This is a genomic window from Variovorax sp. EBFNA2 (genome assembly GCF_033802765.1).
Classification (GTDB): Bacteria; Pseudomonadota; Gammaproteobacteria; order Burkholderiales; family Burkholderiaceae_C; genus Variovorax; species Variovorax paradoxus_H.
On record NZ_CP138496.1, the window covers coordinates 3,063,936 to 3,089,064 of the forward strand.

Annotated in this window: 24 protein-coding genes; 16 read left to right on the forward strand and 8 right to left on the reverse strand. The window is 66.7% G+C overall.

Features of this window, described 5'->3' with window-relative positions; translation table 11 throughout:
• Positions 1–3: 3 nt before the first annotated feature.
• From lpxD to RZE79_RS14370, 11 genes are all read left to right on the forward strand, one after another.
• Complete coding sequence (gene lpxD, locus RZE79_RS14320) at positions 4–981, forward strand: UDP-3-O-(3-hydroxymyristoyl)glucosamine N-acyltransferase (protein WP_319360927.1); 978 nt, start codon at positions 4–6, stop codon at positions 979–981.
• Positions 982–1,004: 23 nt separating this feature from the next.
• Positions 1,005–1,460: a 3-hydroxyacyl-ACP dehydratase FabZ gene (gene fabZ, locus RZE79_RS14325; protein WP_101493097.1), complete on the forward strand. Its 456-nt coding sequence runs from the start codon at positions 1,005–1,007 to the stop codon at positions 1,458–1,460.
• Between the two features lie 25 nt (positions 1,461–1,485).
• On the forward strand, positions 1,486–2,274 hold the full coding sequence (gene lpxA, locus RZE79_RS14330; RefSeq protein WP_319360928.1) for an acyl-ACP--UDP-N-acetylglucosamine O-acyltransferase: 789 nt from the start codon (positions 1,486–1,488) through the stop codon (positions 2,272–2,274).
• Between the two features lie 10 nt (positions 2,275–2,284).
• Positions 2,285–3,433 carry a lipid-A-disaccharide synthase gene (gene lpxB, locus RZE79_RS14335; RefSeq protein ID WP_319360929.1) on the forward strand — a complete coding sequence of 383 codons (1,149 nt, stop codon included), beginning with the start codon at positions 2,285–2,287 and terminating at the stop codon, positions 3,431–3,433.
• Positions 3,405–4,136: a ribonuclease HII gene (gene rnhB / locus RZE79_RS14340; RefSeq protein ID WP_319360930.1), complete on the forward strand. Its 732-nt coding sequence runs from the start codon at positions 3,405–3,407 to the stop codon at positions 4,134–4,136. Before lpxB ends, rnhB begins: the two co-directional genes overlap by 29 nt.
• Before the next feature lie 7 nt (positions 4,137–4,143).
• The gene (locus RZE79_RS14345) at positions 4,144–4,929 is read left to right on the forward strand and encodes an RNA methyltransferase (RefSeq protein ID WP_319360931.1); all 786 of its coding nucleotides are present in this window, start codon (positions 4,144–4,146) and stop codon (positions 4,927–4,929) included.
• Positions 4,930–5,071: 142 nt separating this feature from the next.
• Entirely contained in the window at positions 5,072–6,265 is a 1,194-nt protein-coding gene (gene carA / locus RZE79_RS14350) for a glutamine-hydrolyzing carbamoyl-phosphate synthase small subunit (protein WP_319360932.1), read from the forward strand.
• Positions 6,258–9,506 (forward strand): carbamoyl-phosphate synthase large subunit, encoded by a 3,249-nt coding sequence (gene carB, locus RZE79_RS14355; protein WP_319360933.1) that lies wholly within the window; start codon positions 6,258–6,260, stop codon positions 9,504–9,506. The genes carA and carB overlap by 8 nt, the downstream gene beginning before the upstream one ends.
• A 15-nt stretch (positions 9,507–9,521) precedes the next feature.
• Positions 9,522–10,391, forward strand: coding sequence for a Kdo hydroxylase family protein (locus RZE79_RS14360; protein WP_153284427.1), 870 nt, complete (start codon positions 9,522–9,524; stop codon positions 10,389–10,391).
• Positions 10,392–10,457: 66 nt separating this feature from the next.
• Positions 10,458–10,934: a transcription elongation factor GreA gene (gene greA / locus RZE79_RS14365; protein ID WP_056581276.1), complete on the forward strand. Its 477-nt coding sequence runs from the start codon at positions 10,458–10,460 to the stop codon at positions 10,932–10,934.
• Between the two features lie 5 nt (positions 10,935–10,939).
• On the forward strand, positions 10,940–11,362 hold the full coding sequence (locus RZE79_RS14370) for a DUF4149 domain-containing protein (RefSeq protein WP_153284426.1): 423 nt from the start codon (positions 10,940–10,942) through the stop codon (positions 11,360–11,362).
• A 49-nt stretch (positions 11,363–11,411) separates the two neighbouring features.
• Here RZE79_RS14370 and RZE79_RS14375 read toward each other — a convergent pair whose 3' ends face one another.
• Both RZE79_RS14375 and RZE79_RS14380 read right to left on the reverse strand, forming a co-directional pair.
• Positions 11,412–12,170 (reverse strand): glycosyltransferase, encoded by a 759-nt coding sequence (locus RZE79_RS14375; protein ID WP_373696557.1) that lies wholly within the window; start codon positions 12,168–12,170, stop codon positions 11,412–11,414.
• A gap of 2 nt (positions 12,171–12,172) precedes the next feature.
• A complete protein-coding gene (locus tag RZE79_RS14380; RefSeq protein WP_062471564.1) occupies positions 12,173–12,652 on the reverse strand; it encodes a YhbY family RNA-binding protein in 480 nt (159 codons plus the stop codon).
• A gap of 33 nt (positions 12,653–12,685) precedes the next feature.
• Between RZE79_RS14380 and RZE79_RS14385 the strand changes: the two genes are divergently transcribed.
• The 5 genes from RZE79_RS14385 (at position 12,686) to RZE79_RS14405 (ending at position 18,199) form a co-directional block, all read left to right on the forward strand.
• Complete coding sequence (locus RZE79_RS14385) at positions 12,686–13,354, forward strand: RlmE family RNA methyltransferase (protein ID WP_319360934.1); 669 nt, start codon at positions 12,686–12,688, stop codon at positions 13,352–13,354.
• Between the two features lie 166 nt (positions 13,355–13,520).
• Entirely contained in the window at positions 13,521–15,437 is a 1,917-nt protein-coding gene (gene ftsH / locus RZE79_RS14390) for an ATP-dependent zinc metalloprotease FtsH (protein WP_153284424.1), read from the forward strand.
• Positions 15,438–15,446: 9 nt separating this feature from the next.
• Positions 15,447–16,355 carry a dihydropteroate synthase gene (gene folP / locus RZE79_RS14395; protein WP_319360935.1) on the forward strand — a complete coding sequence of 303 codons (909 nt, stop codon included), beginning with the start codon at positions 15,447–15,449 and terminating at the stop codon, positions 16,353–16,355.
• Positions 16,356–16,361: 6 nt separating this feature from the next.
• Entirely contained in the window at positions 16,362–17,699 is a 1,338-nt protein-coding gene (gene glmM, locus RZE79_RS14400) for a phosphoglucosamine mutase (RefSeq protein ID WP_319360936.1), read from the forward strand.
• On the forward strand, positions 17,696–18,199 hold the full coding sequence (locus RZE79_RS14405) for a GNAT family N-acetyltransferase (protein WP_319360937.1): 504 nt from the start codon (positions 17,696–17,698) through the stop codon (positions 18,197–18,199). Before glmM ends, RZE79_RS14405 begins: the two co-directional genes overlap by 4 nt.
• 95 nt (positions 18,200–18,294) lie before the next feature.
• Here the strand turns inward: RZE79_RS14405 and RZE79_RS14410 are convergent, their stop codons facing one another.
• From RZE79_RS14410 to RZE79_RS14435, 6 genes are all read right to left on the reverse strand, one after another.
• The gene (locus RZE79_RS14410; protein ID WP_319360938.1) at positions 18,295–19,572 is read right to left on the reverse strand and encodes an acyl-CoA dehydrogenase family protein; all 1,278 of its coding nucleotides are present in this window, start codon (positions 19,570–19,572) and stop codon (positions 18,295–18,297) included.
• A 34-nt stretch (positions 19,573–19,606) separates the two neighbouring features.
• On the reverse strand, positions 19,607–20,713 hold the full coding sequence (locus RZE79_RS14415; RefSeq protein WP_319360939.1) for a phosphotransferase: 1,107 nt from the start codon (positions 20,711–20,713) through the stop codon (positions 19,607–19,609).
• A gap of 10 nt (positions 20,714–20,723) precedes the next feature.
• Positions 20,724–21,443 (reverse strand): Crp/Fnr family transcriptional regulator, encoded by a 720-nt coding sequence (locus RZE79_RS14420; RefSeq protein WP_056581250.1) that lies wholly within the window; start codon positions 21,441–21,443, stop codon positions 20,724–20,726.
• Between the two features lie 60 nt (positions 21,444–21,503).
• A complete protein-coding gene (locus tag RZE79_RS14425; RefSeq protein ID WP_095745199.1) occupies positions 21,504–22,283 on the reverse strand; it encodes an oxepin-CoA hydrolase, alternative type in 780 nt (259 codons plus the stop codon).
• A 30-nt stretch (positions 22,284–22,313) separates the two neighbouring features.
• A complete protein-coding gene (locus RZE79_RS14430; RefSeq protein ID WP_319360940.1) occupies positions 22,314–23,834 on the reverse strand; it encodes a 3-hydroxyacyl-CoA dehydrogenase in 1,521 nt (506 codons plus the stop codon).
• A gap of 133 nt (positions 23,835–23,967) precedes the next feature.
• Positions 23,968–25,128 carry an MFS transporter gene (locus RZE79_RS14435; RefSeq protein ID WP_101493040.1) on the reverse strand — a complete coding sequence of 387 codons (1,161 nt, stop codon included), beginning with the start codon at positions 25,126–25,128 and terminating at the stop codon, positions 23,968–23,970.
• Position 25,129 lies beyond the last annotated feature (1 nt).

Here is a 25,129-nt window from a genome sequence, read left to right on the forward strand (position 1 = left end):
GGCGTGTCGCTGCAGCTCGGAGCCATCGTTGACGCCCTCGGGGGCGAGCTTCATGGAGATGCCACGCTGTCCATCGAGCGGCTTGCGCCGCTGCAGAATGCACAGCCCGATGCGCTCAGTTTCCTGAGCCATCCCAAATACCAGCAGGAACTGGCCGCCTCCAAGGCGGCCTGTGTCATCGTGTCTCCCGCCATGCGCGAGGCAGCCGCGGCGCGTGGCGCCTACATCGTCACGCCCGACCCGTACTACTACTTTGCCCGGCTGACGCAGCTGTGGAAAGCGCACCATGCGCGCCTGGACGCCGATCGCATCCATCCCTCTGCCGTGATCCATCCCGAAGCCCAGGTCGACGCCACCGCGCGCATTGGTGCGCTGTGCGTGGTGGAGCGGGGCGCACGCATCGGTGCGGGAACCGTGCTGAAGTCGCGCGTCACGGTCAGCGAAGACTGCAGCATCGGCGAGCGCTGCCTGTTGCACCCCGGCGTGGTGGTCGGGGCCGACGGCTTCGGCCTCGCGCCGCACCAGGGTGCCTGGGTCAAGATCGAACAGCTGGGCGCAGTGCGCATCGGCAACGACGTCGAGATCGGCGCCAACACCTGCATCGACCGCGGCGCGCTCGACGACACCGTCATCGAAGACGGCGTGAAGCTCGATAACCTGATCCAGATCGGCCACAACGTGCGCGTCGGCAAGCACACGGCCATGGCGGGCTGTGTCGGCGTTGCCGGCAGCGCGACCATCGGTGCGAATTGCACGTTCGGTGGCGGCGCCATCGTGCTGGGTCACCTCACGGTGGCCGACGGCGTGCATGTGTCGGCGGCGACCGTGGTGACACGCTCCATCCGCAAGGCCGGCCAGTACACCGGCATGTTTCCGATCGATGACAATGCAAACTGGGAAAAGAATGCTGCAACGCTCAAGCAGTTGCACAGCCTGCGCGAACGACTGAAGGCGCTGGAAAAAGCCCCCTCGAAACAATGACGACGATGCAGGAACAGAACACCATGACGGACACGACGCTCGATATCCACCAAATTCTCAAGTTGCTGCCGCATCGCTACCCGTTTCTCCTGGTGGACCGGGTGCTGAGCATGGAAAAGGGCAAGCGCATCACGGCGCTCAAGAACGTGACGATGAACGAGCCGTTCTTCAACGGCCACTTCCCGCACCGCCCGGTGATGCCGGGTGTGTTGATGCTCGAAGCCATGGCGCAGGCGGCGGCGCTGCTGTCGTTCCGCTCGATGGACATCGTGCCCGACGACAACACGGTCTACTACTTTGCGGCCATCGACGGCGCGCGCTTCAAGCGTCCTGTCGAGCCGGGCGATCAGCTCACGCTGGAAGTCGAGATCGAACGCATGAAGGCCGGCATCTCGAAGTTCAAGGGCCGCGCGCTCGTGGGCAGCGAGCTGGCGTGCGAAGCCTCGCTGATGTGCGCCATGCGTCAGATCAACAGCTGATCCGGCGCATCGTTTTTTGCAAGGCATGACCCAGGTTCATTCGACAGCGATCGTCGACCCGAAGGCCCAACTCGACGCCTCGGTGTCGGTCGGTCCGTATACCGTGATCGGCCCGCACGTGCGGATCGACGCGGGCACCACCATCGGCCCGCACTGCGTGATCGAAGGGCGCACCACCATCGGCCGCGACAACAGGATCTTCCAGTTTTCGTCGCTCGGTGCGATTCCCCAGGACAAGAAGTACGCGGGCGAGCCGACCGAGCTGACCATCGGCGATCGCAACGTGATCCGCGAGTTCTGCACCTTCAACCTCGGCGTGCCGGGGGCGGGGGGGGTGACCACCGTCGGCAACGACAACTGGATCATGGCGTACACGCACATTGCGCACGACTGCCATGTCGACAACCACACCACGTTGGCCAACCAGACGACGCTGGCCGGCCACGTGCACCTGGCCGACTGGGTCACCATCGGCGGCCTGACCGGCATCCACCAATTCGTGTCGATCGGCGCGCACGCGATGGTCGGCTTTGCCAGCGCGGTCTCGCAGGACGTGCCGCCTTTCATGCTGGTCGACGGCAATCCGTTGGCCGTGCGTGGCTTCAATCAAGTGGGCCTGCGCCGGCGCGATTTCTCGGCGCAGCGGCTCGCCGCGGTCAAGCAGATGCACCGCCTGCTGTACCGCCAAGGCAAGACGCTCGAAGAGGCGCGCGCCGGCATCGCCGCGCTCGCGGCGGAAATGCCCGAGGCCGTCGGCGATGTTGCGCTGATGGAGGCCTTCCTCGCCAGTTCAACGCGCGGCATCGCGCGCTGACATGGGCGCGATGAGCACGAACGAGCAGCGCCGCTTCGCGCTGGTCGCGGGCGAAGCGTCCGGCGACCTGCTCGCGGGCCTGCTGCTCGACGGCCTCGAAGCCCGCTGGCCTGCGCTGCAGACCGCCGGCATCGGCGGTCCGCGCATGCTGGCCCACGGTTTCCAGAGTTGGTGGCCACAGGAAAAGCTCGCGGTGCGCGGCTACATCGAGGTCTTGCGGCATTACGCCGAAATCGCCGGCATCCGCCGCCAGCTCAAGGCCCGGCTGCTGCGCGAGCGTCCCGAGCTGTTCATCGGCGTCGATGCGCCCGATTTCAATCTCGATCTCGAAGCCGGCCTGCGTCGCGAGGGCATCAAGACCGTGCATTTCGTCTGTCCCTCGATCTGGGCCTGGCGCGCCGATCGCATCGACAAGATCCGGGCTGCCGCCGACCACGTGTTGTGCATCTTCCCGTTCGAGCCCGAGCTGCTCGAAAAGCAGGGCGTCGCGGCAAGCTACGTCGGCCATCCAGTTGCCGACGTGATCCCGATGACGCCCGACCGTGCGGCCGCCCGCGCCGCGCTGAAGCTGGACCCCGAGGCGCAGGTCGTTGCGCTGCTGCCCGGCAGCCGCCGTTCCGAAATCCGGTACCTCGCGACCCGCTTCTTCGCCGCTGCGGCGCTGATGCAGAAGGCCAAGCCGAAGCTGCAGTTCATCGCGCCGATCCTGCCGGGGCTGCGCGCCGAGGTCGAAGGCCTGCTGCAGGCCGCTGGTATGGCAGGGCGGGTGACGCTGCTTCATGGCCAGTCGCACGCCGCACTCGCCGCTTGCGACGTCACGCTGATCGCCAGCGGAACGGCCACGCTCGAGGCCGCGCTGTTCAAGCGGCCGATGGTCATCGCGTACAACATGAACGGGCTCTCGTGGCGCCTGATGCAGCGCAAGCAGCTGCAGCCCTGGGTCGGGCTGCCGAACATCCTGTGCCGCGAGTTCGTGGTGCCCGAGCTGCTGCAGGAAGCCGCCTCGCCCGAGGCGTTGGCACAGGCCACGCTCGAATGGCTCGACGCGCCCGCGAAGACGCAGGCGCTGCAACAAAGATTTTCCGCGCTGCATGTGCAATTGCAGCGCGACACGCCCACACTCTGCGCCGATGCGATCCAGAAAGTTCTTGAAGGCTGAACAGGTCCCGCTCGTGTGGGACGCGCCGGGCCTGATGGCGGGCGTCGACGAAGCCGGACGCGGGCCCCTGGCCGGCCCGGTGGTGGCCGCGGCCGTGATCCTGGACGACCTGCGCCCGATCCGCGGCCTGGCCGATTCCAAGACGCTCACGGCGCTGCAGCGCGAACGCCTGCACGACCAGATCCTCGCCAAGGCGCTGTGCTGCTCGATCGCGCAGGCGTCGGTCGAGGAGATCGACAGCCTGAACATCCTGCAGGCCACGATGCTCGCGATGCGTCGCGCAGTCGAGGGCCTGCGACTGAAGCCGGTCAAGGTGCTGGTGGACGGCAACCGGCTGCCCCGGCTCGACGTGCTGGCCGAGGCCATCGTCAAGGGCGACGCGCGGGTCAAGGCGATTTCGGCCGCGTCAATTCTTGCCAAAGTGCACCGCGACCGGCTCTGCACGCAGCTACACGACGAATTCCCTCACTACGGCTTTGCCGGCCACAAGGGCTACGGCACGCGTGAGCACCTGGAGGCGCTTCAACAGCATGGCGCCTGCATGCACCATCGCCGCTCCTTCAGCCCAGTGGCGGCGGCGCTGGCGCGCACGGCCGCTGCGACCTCGGGCGCCGCCGTCGTGACCGGCGAGATGCCGGTGGCGCTCGTGATGGGGGCCGCCGAAAACCTCGGTGCACGCCTCGACCCGCGCGCCGCCCCCTGAACCCCTCATGACCACCGACACCGGCCCGAGCCACATCAGCTCGCGAGACAACCCTTTGCTCAAGGACCTGCGTAAGCTTGCACAGGACCCGGGCGCCTATCGCAAGCTGGGCCGGCTCTGGCTCGAGGGCGATCACCTGTGTCGCGCGGCGCTGGCCCGCGGCGTGAAGCCGGCGGTGGCGGTGTTTTCAGAGGCGTTCTGGCCCTCGGCGCCCGCCGAATGGGTGCAAAGTGCTCTCAAAACGGTAGTGGTCGCCGATGACTTGCTGCGCGCGGTCAGCGGCCTGGAATCGCCCGCACCGATGGGGTTCGTGCTCGACCTGCCGAAGCGGCCCGAGATCCTGCCTGAGGCCCCGACCGTGGTGCTCGACCGCCTGCAGGACGCCGGCAACGCCGGCTCCATCCTGCGCAGCGCGGCGGCTTTCGGCTTCACCCAGGTGATCGCGCTCAAGGGCACGGCGGCGCTGTGGGCGCCAAAGGTGCTGCGCGCCGGCATGGGAGCTCACTTCGGCCTGCGGCTGGTCGAAGGCGTGGATATTGACGTCCTCGACGCACTCCGGGTGCCGTTGGTGGCCACGAGTTCGCACCGTGGCGAATGGCTGCACAAGGCCGATCTGCCGCACCCCTGCGCCTGGCTGATGGGCCACGAAGGGCAGGGCGTCTCGGCCGCGCTGGAGGCCCGGGCCAGCCACCACATCCGCATCGCACAGCCGGGCGGCGAGGAGTCGCTCAACGTCGCGGCGGCCGCTGCCATCTGCCTGCACGCAAGCGGAGCGGCCCTACAGGCCAAATAACACACCCAGTCCGAGCTACAATCGGGGGCTTACTCGCAAATCAGCGTCGCCCGGCCGCCTTCAACGCCAAAATCCCCTTAAGCAGCAGTCCGCAGGCAACGCGCCTGGGGCTCCGGGCGACCGTAACCATCCGGAGAACCCAGTGCTTTTGTCTCTCAAGGGAAGTTTCCCGCCCGCCATCCTGGCGCTCGCAGACGGCACGGTCTTTCTCGGCAACTCGATCGGAGCCGCCGGCTCCACGACCGGTGAAGTGGTGTTCAACACCTCGATGACCGGTTACCAGGAAATCCTCACCGACCCGAGCTACTGCCAGCAGATCGTCACCCTGACGTATCCGCACATTGGCAACTACGGCGTCAACGATGAGGACATCGAAGCCGACAAGATCCATGCCGCGGGCCTCATCATCAAGGACCTGCCCCTCGTCGCGTCCAACTTCCGCAAGACCGCCACGCTGACCGAGTACCTCGTGTCCGGCAACACGGTGGCCATCGCGAACATCGACACCCGCAAGCTCACGCGCCACCTGCGCACCCACGGCGCGCAGAATGGCTGCATCCTGGGCCTGGCCGCTGGAGAAGCCGTGACCCAGGCGCTGATCGACAAGGCCATCGCCGCCGCCAAGGCCGTGCCGAGCATGTCGGGCCTCGACCTGGCCAAGGTGGTGTCGGTCACGCAGACCTACGAATGGACCGAAACCGAGTGGAAGCTCGGCGCTGGCTACGGCGTGCAGATCACGCCGCAGTTCCATGTGGTCGCCTTCGACTACGGCGTCAAGAAGAACATCCTGCGCATGATCGCGCAGCGCGGCGCACGCATCACCGTGGTGCCGGCGCAGACGCCCGCGGCCGACGTGCTCAAGCTCAAGCCCGATGGCATCTTCCTGGCCAACGGCCCCGGCGACCCGGAGCCCTGCGACTACGCCATCGCCGCGGTCAAGGAACTGATCGAAACCGGCATCCCGACCTTCGGCATCTGCCTGGGCCACCAGATCATGGCGCTCGCCTCGGGCGCCAAGACCTTCAAGATGAAGTTCGGCCACCACGGCGCGAACCATCCCGTGAAGGATCTGGACAACGGCCGCGTGAGCATCACCAGCCAGAACCACGGCTTCGCGGTCGACGAGAAGTCGCTGCCGGCCAACCTGCGCCCCACCCACATCAGCCTGTTCGACAACACGCTGCAGGGCCTGGCACGCACCGACAAGCCCGCGTTCTGCTTCCAGGGCCACCCGGAAGCCTCGCCGGGCCCGCATGACATCGGCTACCTGTTCGATCGCTTCACGGCACTCATGGAAAAGAACAAGACGGAAAAGACGGAGAGCAAGAATGCCTAAGCGCACAGACCTCAAATCGATCCTCATCATCGGCGCCGGCCCGATCATCATCGGCCAGGCCTGCGAGTTCGACTACTCCGGCGTGCAAGCCTGCAAGGCGCTGCGCGAAGAGGGCTACAAGGTCATCCTGATCAACAGCAACCCCGCGACGATCATGACCGACCCGGCCACGGCCGACGTCACCTACATCGAGCCCATCACCTGGCAGACGGTTGAGAAAATCATCGCCAAGGAACGCCCCGACGCGATCCTGCCGACGATGGGCGGCCAGACCGCGCTGAACTGCGCGCTGGACCTCTGGCGCAACGGCGTGCTCGACAAGTACACGGGCGCGGCCACCAACAAGCCGGTCGAACTCATCGGCGCCACGCCCGAAGCCATCGACAAGGCCGAAGACCGCCTGAAGTTCAAGGACGCGATGACCAAGATCGGTCTCGGTTCGGCGCGCTCGGGCATCGCCCACACGATGGACGAAGCCTGGGCCGTGCAGAAGACGCTCGGCTTCCCGACCGTGATCCGCCCCAGCTTCACGCTCGGCGGCACCGGCGGCGGCATCGCCTACAACCCCGACGAATTCGAGACCATCTGCAAGCGCGGCATCGAAGCCTCGCCGACCAACGAGCTGCTGATCGAAGAGTCGCTGCTCGGCTGGAAAGAGTACGAGATGGAAGTCGTGCGCGACAAGGCCGACAACTGCATCATCGTCTGCTCGATCGAAAACCTCGACCCGATGGGCGTGCACACCGGCGACTCGATCACCGTGGCCCCCGCGCAGACGCTGTCCGACAAGGAATACCAGATCCTGCGCAACGCCTCGCTGGCCGTGCTGCGCGAAATCGGCGTGGACACCGGTGGCTCGAACGTCCAGTTCTCCATCAACCCGAAGGACGGCCGCATGGTCGTCATCGAGATGAATCCGCGCGTGTCGCGTTCGTCGGCGCTGGCCTCCAAGGCCACGGGTTTCCCGATTGCCAAGGTCGCGGCCAAGCTGGCCGTGGGCTACACGCTCGACGAGCTGCGCAACGAAATCACCGGCGGTGCCACGCCCGCGTCGTTCGAACCCTCGATCGACTATGTGGTCACCAAGATCCCGCGTTTCGCGTTCGAAAAATTCCCGCAGGCCGACTCGCGTCTCACCACGCAGATGAAATCGGTGGGTGAGGTGATGGCCATGGGCCGTACCTTCCAGGAGTCGTTCCAGAAGGCCCTGCGCGGCCTTGAAGTGGGCGTCGACGGCCTGAACGAGAAGACACAGGACCGCGAAGTGCTCGAAAAGGAACTGGGCGAGCCCGGTCCCGAGCGCATCTGGTACGTGGGCGATGCCTTTGCCATGGGCCTGAGCGTGGACGAAGTGTTCGCGCTGACCAAGATCGATCCGTGGTTCCTGGTGCAGATCGAAGAGATCGTGAAGATCGAGCTCGAGCTGGAAACCAAGTCGCTCGACGATATCGACAAGGACACGCTGCTCGCGCTCAAGAAGAAGGGCTTCTCCGACCGGCGCCTCGCCAAGCAACTCAAGACCACCGACACGGCCGTGCGCGAAAAGCGCCGCGCCCTGGGCGTGCGTCCGGTCTACAAGCGCGTCGACACCTGCGCGGCCGAGTTCGCGACCAACACGGCCTACATGTACTCGACCTACGAGGACGAGTGCGAGGCCGATCCGACGGACAAGAAGAAGATCATGGTGCTCGGCGGCGGTCCCAACCGCATCGGCCAGGGCATCGAGTTCGACTACTGCTGCGTGCACGCCGCGCTCGCGATGCGCGAAGATGGCTACGAGACCATCATGGTCAACTGCAACCCCGAGACCGTGTCGACCGACTACGACACCTCCGACCGCCTGTACTTCGAGCCGCTCACGCTCGAAGACGTGCTCGAGATCGTCGACAAGGAAAAGCCGCTCGGCGTAATCGTGCAGTACGGCGGCCAGACGCCGTTGAAGCTCGCGCTCGACCTCGAAGCCAACGGCGTGCCGATCATCGGCACCTCGCCCGACATGATCGATGCGGCCGAAGACCGTGAGCGCTTCCAGAAGCTGCTGCACGAGCTGGGCCTGCGCCAGCCGCCGAACGCCACCGCGCGTACGGAACCCGAAGCACTCGAAAAGGCTGCCGCCCTGGGCTACCCGCTGGTGGTTCGCCCCAGCTACGTGCTCGGCGGCCGCGCGATGGAAATCGTGCACGAGCAGCGCGACCTCGAGCGCTACATGCGTGAAGCGGTCAAGGTGAGCAACGACTCGCCGGTGCTGCTCGACCGCTTCCTGAACGACGCTGTCGAATGCGACGTCGACTGCATCCGCGACGCCGAAGGCGGCACGCTGATCGGTGGCGTGATGGAGCACATCGAACAAGCCGGCGTGCACTCGGGCGACTCCGCCTGCTCGCTGCCGCCCTACAGCCTGAACGCCGACACCATCGCCGAACTGAAGCGCCAGAGCGCCGCGATGGCCAAGGCACTGAACGTGGTCGGCCTGATGAACGTGCAGTTCGCCATCCAGCAAAAGGATGGCAAGGACGTCATCTACGTGCTCGAAGTGAACCCGCGTGCGTCGCGCACCGTGCCTTACGTGAGCAAGGCCACGGGCATCCAGCTCGCCAAGGTGGCGGCACGCTGCATGGCCGGCCAGTCGCTCGCATCGCAGGGCATCACGAAGGAAGTCACGCCGCCGTACTTCAGCGTGAAGGAAGCCGTGTTCCCGTTCGTCAAGTTCCCGGGCGTGGACACCATCCTCGGCCCCGAGATGAAGTCGACCGGCGAAGTGATGGGCGTGGGCAAGACCTTCGGCGAAGCCTTCGTGAAGTCGCAGCTGGGCGCGGGCACGCACCTGCCGAAGTCGGGCAAGGCCTTCATCTCGGTGAAGAACAACGACAAGGCGCGCGCCGTCGAAGTGGCACGCGGCCTGGCCAAGCTGGGCTTCGAACTGGTCGCCACCAAGGGCACCGCCGCGGCCATCAGCGCCGCCGGCATCGCCTGCGAGACGGTCAACAAAGTGACCGAAGGTCGTCCGCACATCGTGGACATGATCAAGAACAACGAAATTGCCTTGGTCATCAACACGGTGGAAGAGCGCCGCAACGCGATCACCGATTCGCGGCAGATCCGCACCTCGGCACTGCTGGCCCGTGTGACCACCTTCACCACGATCTTCGGCGCCGAAGCCGCGGTGGAAGGCATGGGCTTCATGGACGAGCTGGGCGTGATCTCGGTGCAGGAGATGCACGCGCAGCTGGCTGCTGCCTGATCGGGCACCGCCATCATGGAAACGCAGCTGGTCGAACTGGACTTGGCGGACTGGAACGCGGCCGCGCCCAACGAGGCGTGGATCGCGGAACTGGAAGCCGGCAAGGTCCTGTACTTCCCGCGGCTGGGCTTCGAGCTGCGGCCTGAAGAGCGCAGCCTGCTGACGCCCAGCCTGCTGTCGCCCGACGTACGCAACATCAGCCTCGACGCCCACGGCAAGCTCAAGGGCGCCGTGGGTGACGAGGCGGTGCAGCGTGCCACGGCGGCGATGGTGAAGCGGTTCCGTACGCAGGCGCAGCAGCTCATTCATGGCCTGCTGCCGCACTACACGCCGGCTTTGCGCCTGGCGCCGACCAGCTACCGGCCGGCCCAGGTCGAGACGCGCGTGCAGTCGTGGCGCGCCGACGACCGGCGCCTGCACGTCGATGCGTTTCCGTCGCGGCCCAACTACGGCGAGCGCATCCTGCGCGTGTTCACCAACGTCAACCCCGACGGCGCGCCGCGCGTGTGGCGCGTGGGCGAGCCTTTCGAGGACATCGCCAAGCGCTTCCTGCCGCGGGCCAAGCCCTATGCGCGCTGGCAGGCCAAGCTGCTGCAGGCACTGCACGTCACCAAGTCGTTCCGCAGCGAGTACGACCACCTGATGCTGCAACTGCACGACGGCATGAAGTCGGACATGGCGTACCAGGACAACTCGCCACAGGAGAAGGCCGAATTCCCGCCGGGTTCGGTGTGGGTGTGCTTCTCGGACCAGACCTCGCACGCCGTGATGGCGGGCCAGTACATGCTCGAGCAGACCCTTCATCTGGCCGCATCGAAGCAATACAATCCAGATTCGAGCCCGCTCGCCATCCTGAGCCGGCTGACCGGACGCAATCTCGTCTGATCTGTCCCCCCAATCGACCGCCGAACGGCATCGTTCGGCGGTTTCGCTTTATGGAGAACCAACAACATGGCCACCATTCCCATCACCAAGCGCGGCGCTGAAAAGCTGCGCGCCGAACTGCACCAGCTCAAGACGGTCGACCGTCCCTGGGTCATCAATGCCATTTCCGAAGCGCGCGCCCAGGGCGACCTGAGCGAAAACGCCGAATACGAAGTCGCCAAGGACCGCCAGGGCTTCATCGAAGGCCGCATTCAGGAAGTCGAAGGCAAGCTCTCAGCCGCGCAGATCATCGACCCGAGCGAACTCGACGCCGGCGGCAAGGTGGTGTTCGGCTCGACCGTCGAACTCGAGGAAGAAGAGTCGGGCGAAGCCGTCAAGTACCAGATCGTCGGCGAAGACGAAGCCGACCTGAAGCTGGGCCTCATCAACATCTCCAGCCCGATCGCGCGCGCGCTCATCGGCAAGGAAGAGGGCGACACGGCCGAAGTGCAGGCCCCGGGCGGCCTCAAGCGCTACGAGATCGTGGCGGTCCGCTACCTCTGAATCGGATGAAAGACCGCGTCGCGCTGATGCTGGCAGCCCTGTGGTGGGGCAGCCTCACCACGATCGGTTTCCTGGTCGTGCCGATGCTGTTCGCGAAGCTCGGCAACCCGGCGGTGGCGGGCAATTTCGCCGCCCAGCTGTTCGAGGCGCAAAGCTGGATTGCCATCGGCTGCGGGCTGATCCTGCTGATCCACTTTCGCCAGAAGGCCGACGACGGCATGACCCCGCCTGTGCTGACGGCCATCTTCCTGGTGCTGGCGGCGTTGTTGCTGGCGCTGCTGCAGCAGTACGCCGTGGCGCCGCGCATCGTGGCGCGCGACAACCTCAAGCTGTGGCACGCCGTGGGCACGGGCATGTATTTCGTTCAGTGGGTGTGCGCCGGCACGCTGCTGTGGCGCATGGGCGGCGCCGCTCGCGCGCCACGCTGAACCGGGGCGGCAGCAGCGACAGGTGATGTCGCCGCGGCCTCCGGCTCAATTACTCTTTCCAGTGCTTGGCGACCCAGCTCGCCGGCCGGATGTAGCGGAAGGCGCGGTTGCGCCGTCCCGCCAGCGCATCGGGCGGGTTGCACTCGCCGTGGAACACCATCACACGGGCGCCTTCGGGCACGAAGGGCTCTTCCCAGTAGTTGGTCGGCCAAGTCGGAATGCCGTGGTACTTGAAGCTCGGGCACCAGGCGGCCGGCCAGTAGGCCAGCTTGCCCTGCTTGTGCAGCACGTCCGACAGGTAGGCCTGCTCGTTGCGGTATTCGGCCTGCACCTTGTCCATGTTGGCGCGGAAGTACGCCAGCACGTCGGCGTGGGCGCCCAGTTCGAAACGGTAGACCGATGAATTGCCCGTGATCCGCTCGCGCCGCCAGGGGCGGGCGTAGTCGTGAATGATCAGGAACTCGCCGGGCTGCTCGAAGAAAGCGTCCAGGCTGCCGACGATCACCACGTCGACGTCCAGGAAGAGGGCGGTGCCGCGCAGGCCGTGCAGGTCCTGCTCGAAGGTGGTGAGCTTCTTCCACGCGCCGTCGCGCTGGCCCGGGGCCAGTTGGAGGTTGAGCGGCGGAATGGGCAGGCACGTCACTTCGGGTCGGATGCCGTTGCCGTCGTCGGTCAGGCAGACGAACTTGAAGTCGCCGCTGAGGTGGCGGCGCACCATGGCGTAGAGCCGGTTGACGTACTCGGGGCCGTACTTGGTGCCCCACTTCATGCAGAGGATATGGCGCTCGGCGCCTTGCGCTGCCACCAAGCTCAGTCCGCCTGGTTGCGTTTCTTGGCCGACAGCGGACGCTTGGCCTTGGCGCGCTTGATGGTGCCGCCAGGGGTGAGGCGCTGGTTGCCGAGCACGCGCAGGGTCTTGATTTCAGGGCGTTGGCCGCCGCGCTTGCTGTACTTGACGATTTTCACGTCGCGCGGGCCGGGCATGCGGTCTTCGTCGATCACACGCTCTTTTTCGGGCTTCGGACGCCACAGCACGAGCAGCTTGCCGATGTGCTGGATCGGGGCGGCGTCGAGCTCGTCGGCGAGCTCCTGGAGCATGGCGTCGCGGGCGAGGCGGTCGTCGGAGAAGACGCGCACCTTGATCAGGCCATGGGCCTTCAGGGCCGCGTCGGCCTCTTTTTTTACGGCAGGGGTGAGCCCGTCTCCACCGACCATGACGATCGGATCCAGGTGGTGAGCTTCGGCGCGGTGCACCTTGCGCTCGGCAGGGGTAAGTTGAATGGCGGGCATCCCCGTATTATCGACGCGTACACGAACACCCTCATGAGCACCAAAGCCAAAAGCAAAAAAGTCAACAAGGCGTGGCTTCACGACCACATCAACGACCCCTACGTGAAGCTCGCGACCAGAGAGGGCTACCGTGCCCGCGCGGCTTACAAGCTCAAGGAAATCGACGAGTCGCTCGGGCTGGTCAAGCCCGGCCAGCTCGTGGTCGACCTCGGCTCGACCCCGGGGGCCTGGAGCCAATACCTGCGGCGGCGCATGTCGCCGGGCGGGGCGGCGGCCGGCGACCTCAACGGCACCATCGTTTCGCTCGACCTGCTGCCGATGGAGCCCATCGAAGGTGTGACCTTCCTGCAGGGCGACTTCCGCGAAGACGCAATGCTGGAGCAGCTCCTGGCGGTACTGGCCGGCCGCAAGGCCGACCTGGTGGTGTCCGACATGGCGCCCAACCTGTCGGGCATCCACTCGGCCGATGCGGCCCGCGTGGCGCACCTGATCGAGCTGGCCATCGACTTCGCCCAGAACCACATGAAGCCCGAAGGGGCGCTCGTGGCCAAGGTATTCCACGGCAGCGGATATGACGAATTGGTCAAGATGTTCAAGGCCAATTTCCGCGTCGTGAAGCCTCTCAAGCCCAAGGCGTCACGCGATAAATCGGCAGAGACCTTCCTCATCGGCAGGGGATTGAAGGCGCTCGATACGCATTGATACCTTGCCGCAGAGCGCCCTCCAGGGGCGCAAACCCTTGTCAGCCTATGGCTGCTATAGGGAAATGTCCGCTTTTCGCAGCTTGAAAAGCCTAAAATGGGGCGCAATTGCGTACCCTCAGCGCGTATTTCATATTCCCGTCACGCGCTTTCGACTGGAGCTTCGTTTGAACAATCAGTGGTTTTCCAAAGTTGCCGTATGGCTCGTCATTGCCATGGTGTTGTTCACTGTGTTCAAGCAGTTCGACACCCGCGGTGGCGTCGGCTCGGGAACGGTGAGCTATTCCGAGTTTCTGGACCAGGTCCGCAACAACCAGATCAAGAGCGCCATCATTCCTGAGGGCGCCGGCGGCGGCGAGATCGTCGCTGTCACCAACGACGATCGCAAGATCCGCACGACCGCCACGGTGCTCGACCGCGGCCTCGTGGGCGACCTGATCGACCACAACGTCAAGTTCGACGTCAAGCCGCGCGAAGAAGGCTCGCTCCTCATGACCCTGCTGGTCAGCTGGGGCCCGATGCTGCTGCTGATCGGCGTCTGGATCTACTTCATGCGCCAGATGCAGGGCGGCGGCAAGGGCGGGGCGTTCAGCTTCGGCAAGAGCAAGGCCCGCATGATGGACGAGAACAACAACACGGTTACTTTCGCCGACGTCGCAGGCTGCGACGAGGCCAAGGAAGAAGTCCGTGAAGTGGTCGACTTCCTCAAAGACCCGCAGCGCTTTCAGAAACTCGGCGGCCGCATTCCGCGCGGTCTGCTGCTGGTTGGCCCTCCGGGCACCGGCAAGACGTTGCTGGCCAAGTCGATCGCCGGCGAAGCCAAGGTGCCTTTCTTCTCGATCTCGGGTTCCGACTTCGTTGAAATGTTCGTCGGCGTGGGCGCGGCCCGTGTGCGCGACATGTTCGAGAACGCCAAGAAGAACGCCCCTTGCATCATCTTCATCGACGAAATCGATGCGGTGGGTCGTCAGCGCGGCGCCGGTCTCGGCGGCGGCAATGACGAGCGCGAACAAACCCTCAACCAGATGCTGGTCGAGATGGACGGCTTCGAAACCAACCTCGGCGTGATCGTCGTGGCTGCCACGAACCGCCCCGACATCCTTGACGCCGCGCTGCTGCGTCCGGGCCGTTTCGACCGTCAGGTGTACGTCACGCTGCCGGACATCCGCGGCCGCGAACAGATCCTGGCCGTCCACATGCGCAAGGTCCCGCTGGGCCAGGACGTGAACCCGAGCGTCATCGCGCGTGGCACGCCCGGCATGTCGGGTGCCGACCTGGCCAACCTGTGCAACGAAGCCGCGCTGATGGCGGCCCGCCGCAATGCGCGTGTGGTCGAGATGCAGGACTTCGAGAAGGCCAAGGACAAGATCTTCATGGGCCCCGAGCGCAAGAGCATGGTCATGCCCGAGGAAGAGCGCCGCAACACGGCGTACCACGAGTCCGGCCACGCCCTCATCGGCAAGCTGCTGCCCAAGTGCGACCCGGTCCACAAGGTCACGATCATTCCGCGTGGCCGCGCCCTGGGCGTGACCATGAGCCTGCCGGCGCAAGACCGTTACAGCTACGACCGCGAGTACATGCTGAACCAGATCAGCATGCTGTTCGGTGGCCGCATCGCCGAAGAAGTGTTCATGCACCAGATGACCACCGGCGCCAGCAACGACTTCGAGCGCGCGACCTCCATTGCCCGCGATATGGTCACACGCTACGGTATGACCGACGCGCTGGGCCCGATGGTCTATGCCGAGAACGAAGGCGAAGTGTTCCTGGGCCGCTCGGTCACCAAGACCACGAACATGAGCGAGCAGACCATGGAAAAGGTCGACGCCGAAGTGCGCCGCATCATCGACGAGCAGTACGCCCTGGCGCGCCACCTGATCGAAGCGAACAGCGACAAGATGCACGCGATGGCCAAGGCGCTCCTCGAGTGGGAAACCATCGACAGCGAGCAGCTCGACGACATCATGGCCGGCCGCGCACCGCGTCCGCCCAAGGACTGGACGCCGCGCATTCCGCCTTCGGGCAGCGGCGGCAGTGGTGGCACGCCGGCCGTCACAACCGACCCGGCGCCCACGGCGGCCTGAGTGGGTTCAATGGCAAACAGCAACGGGGCCTCTGGCCCCGTTTTTCATGGCGCGGCGGTCTGGCAGACCTCGCGCTTTCGCATCGACCTCGCGCAGCCGCGCGTGATGGGCATCGTCAACGTCACGCCCGATTCCTTTTCCGACGGCGGCGCGCACGCGTCCACCGAGACCGCGCTCCGGCACTGCGAGCAGCTGCTGAAAGAGGGTGCCGACATCCTCGACATCGGCGGCGAATCGACCCGCCCCGGCAGCCCCGCCGTGCCGCTCGACGCCGAACTGGCACGCGTGCTGCCCGTGGTGCGCGACGCGGTGAAGCTGAACGTGCCGTTGTCCATCGACACCTACAAGCCCGAGGTGATGCGCGCGGTGCTCGACTTGGGGGCGGACATCGTCAACGACATCTGGGCGCTGCGCCAGCCGGGCGCGCGCGAGGCGGTGGCGGCGCACCCGAGCTGCGGCATCTGCCTGATGCACATGCACCGCGATCCGCAGACCATGCAGACGCTTCCGATGCAGGGCGACGTGATTCCCGAGGTGCTGGCTTTCTGGGGCGCGCAACTGGCACCTTTGAAGGCGCTGGGCATCGACCCCGCGCGCATCACGCTCGATCCGGGCGTTGGTTTCGGCAAGAGCGTGGCGCAGAACTTCGCGCTGCTCGGGCGACAGCCCGAATTGTTCGCAGCCGGTTACCCCTTGTTGCTAGGTTGGTCCCGCAAGTCCTCCATCGGAGCGGTCACGGGCATCGACAATGCATCCGGGCGTACCGTGCCCAGCGTGGCCGCCGCCGTGCTGGCCGTGGACCGGGGCGCAGCGGTCGTGCGGGTGCACGACGTGCGCGACACCGTCGCCGCCCTCGCCGTATGGCGTGCCATGCGCGCAGAAGCACCGCAGCAGCAACGAACTTCACAAGAGCAATAACAGCAAATGACCCGTAAATATTTCGGCACCGATGGCATCCGCGGCACGGTCGGCCAATCGCCCATCACCCCCGACTTCGTGCTGCGCCTCGCGCACGCCGTCGGCCGCGTGCTCAAGAAGACCCAGGCCCGTCCGACGGTGCTGATCGGCAAGGACACCCGCATCTCGGGCTACATGCTGGAGTCGGCGCTCGAGTCGGGCTTCAACTCCGCCGGCGTCGACGTGGTGCTGCTGGGCCCGCTGCCCACGCCCGGCGTGGCGTACCTCACGCGCGCCCAGCGCGCCAGCCTGGGTGTGGTGATCAGCGCCAGCCACAACGCCTTTCCCGACAACGGCATCAAGTTCTTCAGCGCGCAGGGCACCAAGCTCGACGATGCCTGGGAGCTGGCCGTCGAGGCCGCGCTCGAAGAAGCGCCGGTCTGGGCCGCCTCCGCCGATCTCGGCAAGGCCCGCCGCCTCAACGACGCGGACGGCCGCTACATCGAGTTCTGCAAGAGCACCTTCGCCAACGACCTGTCGCTGCGCGGCATGAAGCTGGTGGTCGATGCGGCCCACGGCGCGGCCTACCAGGTGGCGCCGAACGTGTTCCACGAACTGGGCGCGGACGTCACCAGCATCGGCTGTGCACCCGACGGGCTCAACATCAACAAGGGCTTCGGTGCCACGCATCCGGAGGCGCTGGTCACCACCGTGACGGCGCAAAAGGCTGACTACGGCATTGCGCTGGACGGCGACGCCGACCGGCTGCAGCTGGTCGATGCCAGCGGTCGCCTGTTCAACGGCGACGAGCTGCTGTATCTGATGGTGGCCGAACGCATCGCACGCGGCGAGAAGCCGGCGGGTGTGGTCGGCACGCTGATGACCAACAAGGCCGTCGAAATGGCCCTGCGCGCACAGGACATCGAGTTCGTGCGCGCCAAGGTCGGTGACCGCTACGTGCTCGAAGAGCTCGACAAGCGCGGCTGGCTGCTCGGCGGCGAAGGCTCCGGCCACCTGCTGGCGCTTGACCGCCACACCACCGGCGACGGCATCGTGAGCGCGCTGCAGGTGCTGCAGGCCTGCGTGCGCAGCGGCAAGACGGTGGCGCAGTTGCTCGAAGGCGTCACGCTGTTCCCGCAGACGCTCATCAACGTGCGCCTCGCGCCCGACCAGGACTGGAAGAGCAACGCAGCGCTCGCCAGCGAAACCAAGCGCATCGAAGCCGAACTGGGCGACGCAGGCCGCGTGCTCATCCGTGCGAGCGGCACCGAGCCACTGGTGCGCGTGATGGTCGAGGCGCGCGACGCCAAGCAGTCGCAGTCGTGCGCCGAGCGCCTCGCGGCCACGCTCAAGCCCGCCGCATGACGGTGATAACGACAGCGGGCCGCATCGAAACGCGCCTGGCCGACTACCGCGATCCGCTGCAGGCGGCGGCTGTGGTCGAGTTGCTCGACAGCTACGCACGCGACCCCGCCGGCGGTGGCACGCCGCTGCCGGCATCCGTGCGCGAAGGCCTGCCTGCCGCGCTGGCGGCGCGTCCACAGGCGTTCAGCGTGCTGGCCTTCGACGGCGACACGCCCGTGGGCCTGATCAACTGCATCGAAGGTTTTTCGACCTTCGCCTGCCAGCCGCTGGTCAATGTGCACGACGTGGTCGTGCGCGCCAGCCACCGCGGCCAGCGTGTGGCGCAGCAGATGTTCGCGCTGGTGGAGCAAGAGGCTCATCGGCGCGGCGCCTGCAAGCTCACGCTCGAGGTGCTGTCGGGCAATGCGCCCGCGCTGCGCAGCTACGAGCGCGAAGGCTTTGTCAGCTACCAGCTCGATCCGGAATTCGGCCACGCCGTCTTCCTGCAGAAGAAGCTCTGACACCAAAGAAAATGCCGCCGACGCGCAAGGCGTGGGCGGCATGGCCAGATTAGAAAGAGAAGGGCGCGGCGATCGCGCCCTTTCTTTTTTCTGGATCAGAAGCGCGTGACAGGCGCGTCGGCGGTGGCGCCCGACTTGTCGGCGGCGTACTTGCCCAGCTCCCACTTGGCGATCGCGTTGCGGTGCACTTCGTCCGGACCGTCGGCAAAGCGCAGCGTGCGCGCTTGCGCATAGGCCGAGGCCAGCGGGAAGTCGTCGCACATGCCGCCGCCGCCGTGAACCTGCATGGCCCAGTCGATGACCTGGCAGGCCATGGTGGGCGCCACCACCTTGATCATGGCGATCTCGGTGCGCGCGACCTTGTTGCCGGCCACGTCCATCAGCCAGGCGGCCTTCAGCGTGAGCAGGCGGGCCATGTCGATCTTGCAGCGCGCTTCGGCGATGCGTTCCTGCGTGACGGTCTGCGAGGCGACGGTCTTGCCGAAGGCCACGCGCGACGAGGCGCGCTTGCACATCAGCTCGAGCGCGCGCTCGGCCAGGCCGATCAGGCGCATGCAGTGGTGGATGCGTCCGGGGCCAAGGCGACCCTGGGCGATCTCGAAGCCGCGGCCTTCGCCCAGCAGGATGTTGCCGACGGGCACGCGCACGTTTTCGAAGTGCATCTCGACGTGGCCGTGCGGCGCGTCGTCGTAGCCCATCACGTTGAGCGGACGCACGATGCGGATGCCCTTGGTGTCGGCCGGCACGATGACCATGCTCTGCTGCGAATGCTTGGGCGCTTCGGGATCGGTCTTGCCCATGGTGACGAACACGGCGCAGCGCGGGTCGGCGGCACCGGAGATCCACCACTTGTGGCCGTTGATGACGTACTCGTCGCCCTGGCGCTCGATGCGGGTGGCGATGTTGGTGGCGTCGCTGGAAGCAACGTCGGGTTCGGTCATGGCGAAGGCCGAGCGGATCTGGCCTTCGAGCAGCGGCTTGAGCCAGCGCGCCTTGATCTCTTCCGAGCCGTAGCGGGCGATGGTTTCCATGTTGCCGGTGTCCGGCGCGGAGCAGTTGAAGGCTTCCGATGCCCATGGCACCTGGCCCATGATCTCGGCCAGCGGGGCGTATTCCTGGTTGGTCAGGCCCGCACCCTCATAGCCCGAGGCCGAGGCGCTGTCGACCGGCAGGAACAGGTTCCACAGGCCCTGGGCCTTGGCCTTGGCCTTGAGCTTCTCGACGGTCTGCAGGGCGGTCCAGCGCTTGCCGGCGACCGTGTTGGCGGCCAGTTCGGCGCTGTACTCGGCTTCGGCCGGGTAGATGTGGTCTTCCATGAAGGCGAGAACGCGCTTCTGAAGCTCCTTGGTTTTGGCCGAATATTCGAAATCCATGCTGTCTCCTGGTGGGGTTAAGGGGGAGGGCTGGCTATGCCTTTTGGGCAAATTGCCAGGCCATCTCGGCCATCGGCCGCGCGCCACGGGCGGACGCCACGGCTTGCTCGCTCGATGCGGTACCGGCTTCGACCCGTTTCGCAATGCCCTGCAGGATGGCAGCCATGCGGAACAGGTTGTAGGCCTGGTAGAAGTTCCAGTCGGGCGCCAGCGCCTCGGGCGTGCTGATGCGCGTGCGCTCGCAGTAGCGGCGGATGTATTCGCTCTCGGTGGGAATGCCCAGCGCCGCCACGTCCACGCCGCCGATGCCGCGGCCGGTGGTGGGAGGCATGTGCCACGACATGCAGTGGTAGCTGAAGTCGGCCAGGGGGTGGCCCAGCGTGGAGAGTTCCCAGTCGAGCACCGCGATGATCCGCGGCTCGGTGGCGTGGAACATCACGTTGTCCAGGCGGTAGTCGCCATGCACGATCGAGACCTTGGTCTCGTCGCGTGCGCTCGCCGGCATGTGGGCCGGAAGCCAGTCGATCAGGCGCTCCATGGCTTCGATGGGCTGCGACAGTTCGCCGGCACCGTCGGCCGAGGCCTTGTACTGCTTGCTCCAACGGCCGATCTGGCGGTCGAAGTAGTTGCCGGGCTTGCCGTAGTCGCCCAGGCCGCGCGCGGCAAAGTCGACCGTGTGCAGCGCCGCAATCACGCGGTTCATCTCATCGTAGTGGGCGGCGCGCTCGGCGTTGCTGAAGCCGGGCAGCGACTGGTCCCACAGCACGCGGCCCTGCATGAACTCCATGATGTAGAAGGCGCGGCCGATGATGGCTTCGTCTTCGCACAGGCAGTACATGCGCGGCACGGGCACATCGGTGCCCTGCAGGCCGCTCATCACCTTGAACTCGCGCTCGACCGCATGGGCCGAAGGCAGCAGCTTGGCGACCGGGCCCGGCTTGGCGCGCATCACGTAGCTCTGGGTGGGCGTGACGAGCTTGTAGGTCGGGTTGGACTGGCCGCCCTTGAACATCTCGACCGTCAACGGACCCTGGAAGCCCTCGAGGTTCTTTTCGAGCCAGGCCGCAAGCGCGTCCACGTCGAAGGTGTGCTGTTGGGACACCGCACGGGTGCCGATGAAACTGGAGAAGTCCTGGCTCATGTCGATTCTTTTAGTTGTCTGCTACGGAGATCTGCATCAGCGCCGAGCGGTCCAGCACGACCAATCCGGCCGGCTCGATCCGGATGGTGCCCTCGCGCTCCATCGTCTTGAGTTCCTGGTTGACCCGCTGGCGCGAAGCGCCGAGCAGCTGCGCGAGTTCTTCCTGCGCCAGTTGCAGGCCGATGCGCGTCTGGCTGCCGTCGTCCAGGCTGGGCACGCCGTAGCTGCGCACCAGGTGAATGAGCTGCTTGGCCAGGCGTGCGCGCAAGGGCAGGGTGTTGAGGTCTTCCACCAGCCCGAACAGTGTGCGGATGCGGCGTGCCTGCAGCCGCATCAGCGCTTCGTACAGCTCGACGTGGGTGGCCAGAATCTTCTGGAAATCGGCCCGCGCCACGCACAGCACCGTGGTGTCGCCGTGCGAGTAGGTGTCGTGCGTGCGACGTTCCCCGTCGAACATCGCCACGTCGCCGAACCAGATGCCCGGCTCGACGTAGGTCAGCGTCACCTGCTTGCCCGACACGGCGGTCGAGCTCACGCGCAACGCCCCCTTGGCACAGGCGATCCAGTGCTCGGGCGGGTCGCCGCGCGCGGCGAGCAGGTCGCCGTCCTTGTAGCGTTTGACAAAGGCGCATCGGAGGATGTCGTGCCGTAGTGATGGAGATAGGGAAGAAAACCAGCGACCACTGTTGATCGCTTCACGTTCTTCGATGGTAAGAATGGGGTCGTCCATGGTCTGTCCTCTCGGCGACTGAAAAGCTGGGGGGTGTCACGGGAGCGACGCCGTCAGGCGTTACTCGTAGCGTGGCGGTGTCTTGTCGAGGAACGCGGCAATGCCGATGCCCGCGTTCGCGTGGTGCAGGTTGCGCACGAAATGATCGCGCTCCTGCGAAAGCTGCGATGCCAGCGTGGCGCCGCGCGCTTCGCTCAGCAGCTCCTTGATGCTGGCCAGCGAATTCGGTGCGCGCGCGTTCAGGCGGGTGGCCAGGGCCATCGCGCCGGCCAGCGCCTGCCCGCTGTCGGTGAGCTCGTTGACGAGGCCGAAGGCATGCAGGCGCGCGGCCTCGATGCGCTCGCCGTTCATCAGCCATTCGCTCGCCAGCTGGCGCGGCAGTGCCTGCCCGAGGTGCCAGCTGAGGCCGCCGTCGGGCGAGAGCGCCACGTTGCTGTACGAGGCCGCGAACACGGCGTCGCGCGCGGCCACGACGAAGTCGCAGGCCAGCGCGAGCGAAAAGCCGGCACCCGCTGCGGCGCCCTCGACGGCCGCAATCACCGGCTTGGGGAAGGTGCGGATCGAGTCGATCCAGTTGTGCAGGCCCTCGATGCTTTCGGCCTGCACCGAGCGGTCGAGCTGGCGGTTGGCCAGCAGCCGCTGCAGCGAGCCGCCGGCGCAGAACCAGGCGCCTTCGCCCACGATGACGACGCTGCGGATCTCGTCACTGCTCTCGGCGCCGTTCAGCGCCTCGATGCCGGCGGCATAGATCTCGGGGCCCAGTGCATTGCGCTGGGTCGGGTTGACGATAGTCAGCACCATGGTGCTGCCTTCGCTGGTGCTCTTGAGTTCGGCGGTCATGGCGTGTGTGCCTGTTCGTTCGGTTGTTATTTATTCTTCTTCGTGCAGCAGGCTCAGGCCCAGTGCGCCGCGGCGGCGCAGCCACGGGCTCGGGCGATAGCGCGGATCGCCGTACACGGTCTGCAGGTTGAACAGCACCTCGAGCATGTTGGTCGGTCCGTAGAGGTTGCCCATGGCGAGCGGGCCGCGCGGATAGCCCAGGCCCAGCTGCACGGCGGTCTCGAGGTCGGCCGGCGTGCACACGCGCTGCTGGCACATGTCGGCGGCGATGTTGACGATGGCGCCGATCACGCGCTGCGTGACGAAGCCGCCGCTGTCGCGGATCACGCTCACGGCCTTGCCGTCGCGTGCGAAGAGGGCATGCGCGGCGTCACGCACGTCGCGGCGGGTGGCCGGGTTGGTGGCGAGCACGCGGCGCCTGGTGGCGGCGTCATCGATCAGCATGTCGATGCCGACGGTGCGCGTGGCGTCCAGCCGCTCGACGGCCGCGACCGTCGTCACGTCGAAGCCCAGCGGCGCGACCAGGATGATCGACTGCGGTGCGGGGGCGCTGCCGGTGTCGATCTGTGCACCCAGCGTGTTCACCAGGCGAAGCAGCTCGGCGCGACGCGCGGCACGCGGCGACACCCAGACCGCGGGCGTGCCCTCGACCACGGGCGCCGGTGCTTCGGGCGTCTGCTGCATCACGCCGTTGTCGTAGCGGTAGAAACCTTCGCCGGTCTTGCGGCCCAGCGCGCCGGCAGCCAGGCGCTGCGCGGTGATCACGCTCGGGCGGAAGCGCGGCTCTTCGAAGTACTGGTGGTAGATCGACTCCATCACCGGGTGCGACACGTCGAGCGCCGTCAGGTCGAGCAACTCGAACGGGCCGAGGCGAAAGCCGGCCTGGTCCTTCAGGATGCGGTCGATGGTGGCGAAGTCGGCCACGCCTTCGCCCACGATGCGCAGCGCCTCGGTGCCGTAGCCGCGGCCCGCGTGGTTGACGATGAAGCCGGGCGTGTCCTGCGCCTGCACGGCGCTGTGGCCCATCTGCGTGGCATAGCCGGCCAGCTGCTGGCAGACCTCGGGCGAGGTCTTGAAGCCCGCCACCACCTCGACCACCTTCATCAGCGGCACCGGGTTGAAGAAGTGAAAGCCCGCAAAGCGCGCGGGGTGCTGCAGGCCGGCCGCGATGGCGGTGACCGACAGCGACGAGGTGTTGGTGACCAGCGTGGCGGTGGGCGCGACCACGTCCTCGAGTTCGCGGAACAGCGTGCGCTTGACCTCGAGGTTCTCGACCACGGCCTCGACCACGAGCTCGCAGCCCGCGAGCGCCTGCATGCCGTCGACCGCCTTGACGCGCGCCACGTAGGCGTCGCGCGTGGGGGCGTCGATCTTGCCCTTCTCGTGCAGCTTGTTCCATTGGGCGGCGAGGGCTTCGCGGCCGCGCTCGGCGGCGCCTGCGAAGCTGTCGAGCAGCAGCACTTCGCTGCCGGCCTGGGCGGCGATCTGCGCGATGCCGCGCCCCATGGCGCCGGCGCCGATCACGCCGATTCGGGGGTAGTTCACTGTCATGGGATCAAGGTTCTCATGGGTTGGTGGGTGTCCGGGACGGCCGCGCCGGCGCGGGTGCGCGACGCGGACGGAAGCTCCGATTTTGCAATCTCGCGGGAGGCCCGCGCCCCGGGTGTTACGCGGGGCATCGGAATCAGGCCGGACGGCGGCTGCGGTCGATGGCGATGCTCAGGCCCATGGCCAGCAGCATCAGCGTGAAACCGACCCGGCTCATCCACTCGGTGGCGTCGTTCGCCAGCAACCAGCCGCCGAGCGCCGCGCCCAAAGCCTGGCCGATGTAGATGCCCGAGCTGTTGAGCGCCACCGAGCCCGGCGCCAGGGCGGGCGCCAGCCCCACCAGCCGCGCCTGCTGCGAGGAGTTGGTGGCAAAGCAGCCCAGGCCCCAGGGCACGAGCACCACCGCGAGCCATGCCAGCGTGCTGGCCAGCGGCCACAGCAGCAGGCTCAGCGCGATCAGCCCGGTCGTCAGCAGCACCATGCGCCCGGCGCCGACGCGGTCGATGTAGCGGCTCACGACCATGTTGCCGAGCAGGCCGAAGGCGCCGAACAGCGCCCACATCAGGCTCAGCGTGTTGGCGTCGGCGCCGAAGCCCTGCTTGAGCAGCGGGCCGAAATAGCTGAACAGCACGAACTGGCCGATGCCCTGCAGCGCCGTGACCGACACGATGCCCATCAGCACCGGGCTGCGCAGCACACGCGACCAGGCAGCGGCCGTGAGCGCGGCGGGCCGGATGCCGTTGGGCAGTGTGAGCCACACCGAGGCGGCGCTCACGACGCTGAGCGCCGCGATGGCCATGAAGGCCATGCGCCAGCCCAGATGGCCGCCGATCAGCGCGCCGATCGGCAGGCCCAGCACCGAGGCGACCGACCAACCGAGAAAGACGAAGGTCACGGCGCGCCCGCGCTGCTCGGGCGGCACCAGCATGCCGGCGCAGGCCGCGGCCTGGGGCGTGAAGATGGCGGGCGCGATCACCGTGAGCATGCGCACCGGCAGCAGCGCGCCGAAGCTGGGCATGAGCGCCGCGACCACGTGCCACGCGGCGTACCAGAGCAGCGTGAGGGCGAGCAGCTTGCGGCGGTCCCAGCCGGCGACTGCGGCGGCCAGCAGCGGGGCGCCCAGGCACATCACGAAGGCGGCAGCAGTGATCAACTGGCCCGCCGTGGCAACCTTGATCGCCAGCGAGACGCTGATTTCATTGAGGGTGCCGGGCACGACCATCACGCCCGTGCCGATCACGAAATTGCCGGCCAACAGCGCCCAGAGCGCGCCTCGCTGCGGCGCGGGCCGGCTCATG

What these genes read in the sequence shown, in the direction of transcription:
- fabZ (WP_101493097.1), top strand. Translation starts at nt 1,005, where the DNA reads ATGACGGACACGACGCTCGATATCCACCAAATTCTCAAGTTGCTGCCG.
- lpxA (WP_319360928.1), top strand. Translation starts at nt 1,486, where the DNA reads ATGACCCAGGTTCATTCGACAGCGATCGTCGACCCGAAGGCCCAACTC.
- lpxB (WP_319360929.1), top strand. Translation starts at nt 2,285, where the DNA reads ATGAGCACGAACGAGCAGCGCCGCTTCGCGCTGGTCGCGGGCGAAGCG.
- rnhB (WP_319360930.1), top strand. Translation starts at nt 3,405, where the DNA reads ATGCGATCCAGAAAGTTCTTGAAGGCTGAACAGGTCCCGCTCGTGTGG.
- RZE79_RS14345 (WP_319360931.1), top strand. Translation starts at nt 4,144, where the DNA reads ATGACCACCGACACCGGCCCGAGCCACATCAGCTCGCGAGACAACCCT.
- carB (WP_319360933.1), top strand. Translation starts at nt 6,258, where the DNA reads ATGCCTAAGCGCACAGACCTCAAATCGATCCTCATCATCGGCGCCGGC.
- RZE79_RS14360 (WP_153284427.1), top strand. Translation starts at nt 9,522, where the DNA reads ATGGAAACGCAGCTGGTCGAACTGGACTTGGCGGACTGGAACGCGGCC.
- greA (WP_056581276.1), top strand. Translation starts at nt 10,458, where the DNA reads ATGGCCACCATTCCCATCACCAAGCGCGGCGCTGAAAAGCTGCGCGCC.
- RZE79_RS14370 (WP_153284426.1), top strand. Translation starts at nt 10,940, where the DNA reads ATGAAAGACCGCGTCGCGCTGATGCTGGCAGCCCTGTGGTGGGGCAGC.
- RZE79_RS14380 (WP_062471564.1), bottom strand. Translation starts at nt 12,652, where the DNA reads ATGCCCGCCATTCAACTTACCCCTGCCGAGCGCAAGGTGCACCGCGCC.
- RZE79_RS14385 (WP_319360934.1), top strand. Translation starts at nt 12,686, where the DNA reads ATGAGCACCAAAGCCAAAAGCAAAAAAGTCAACAAGGCGTGGCTTCAC.
- folP (WP_319360935.1), top strand. Translation starts at nt 15,447, where the DNA reads ATGGCAAACAGCAACGGGGCCTCTGGCCCCGTTTTTCATGGCGCGGCG.
- glmM (WP_319360936.1), top strand. Translation starts at nt 16,362, where the DNA reads ATGACCCGTAAATATTTCGGCACCGATGGCATCCGCGGCACGGTCGGC.
- RZE79_RS14405 (WP_319360937.1), top strand. Translation starts at nt 17,696, where the DNA reads ATGACGGTGATAACGACAGCGGGCCGCATCGAAACGCGCCTGGCCGAC.
- RZE79_RS14410 (WP_319360938.1), bottom strand. Translation starts at nt 19,572, where the DNA reads ATGGATTTCGAATATTCGGCCAAAACCAAGGAGCTTCAGAAGCGCGTT.
- RZE79_RS14415 (WP_319360939.1), bottom strand. Translation starts at nt 20,713, where the DNA reads ATGAGCCAGGACTTCTCCAGTTTCATCGGCACCCGTGCGGTGTCCCAA.
- RZE79_RS14420 (WP_056581250.1), bottom strand. Translation starts at nt 21,443, where the DNA reads ATGGACGACCCCATTCTTACCATCGAAGAACGTGAAGCGATCAACAGT.
- RZE79_RS14425 (WP_095745199.1), bottom strand. Translation starts at nt 22,283, where the DNA reads ATGACCGCCGAACTCAAGAGCACCAGCGAAGGCAGCACCATGGTGCTG.
- RZE79_RS14430 (WP_319360940.1), bottom strand. Translation starts at nt 23,834, where the DNA reads ATGACAGTGAACTACCCCCGAATCGGCGTGATCGGCGCCGGCGCCATG.
- RZE79_RS14435 (WP_101493040.1), bottom strand. Translation starts at nt 25,128, where the DNA reads ATGAGCCGGCCCGCGCCGCAGCGAGGCGCGCTCTGGGCGCTGTTGGCC.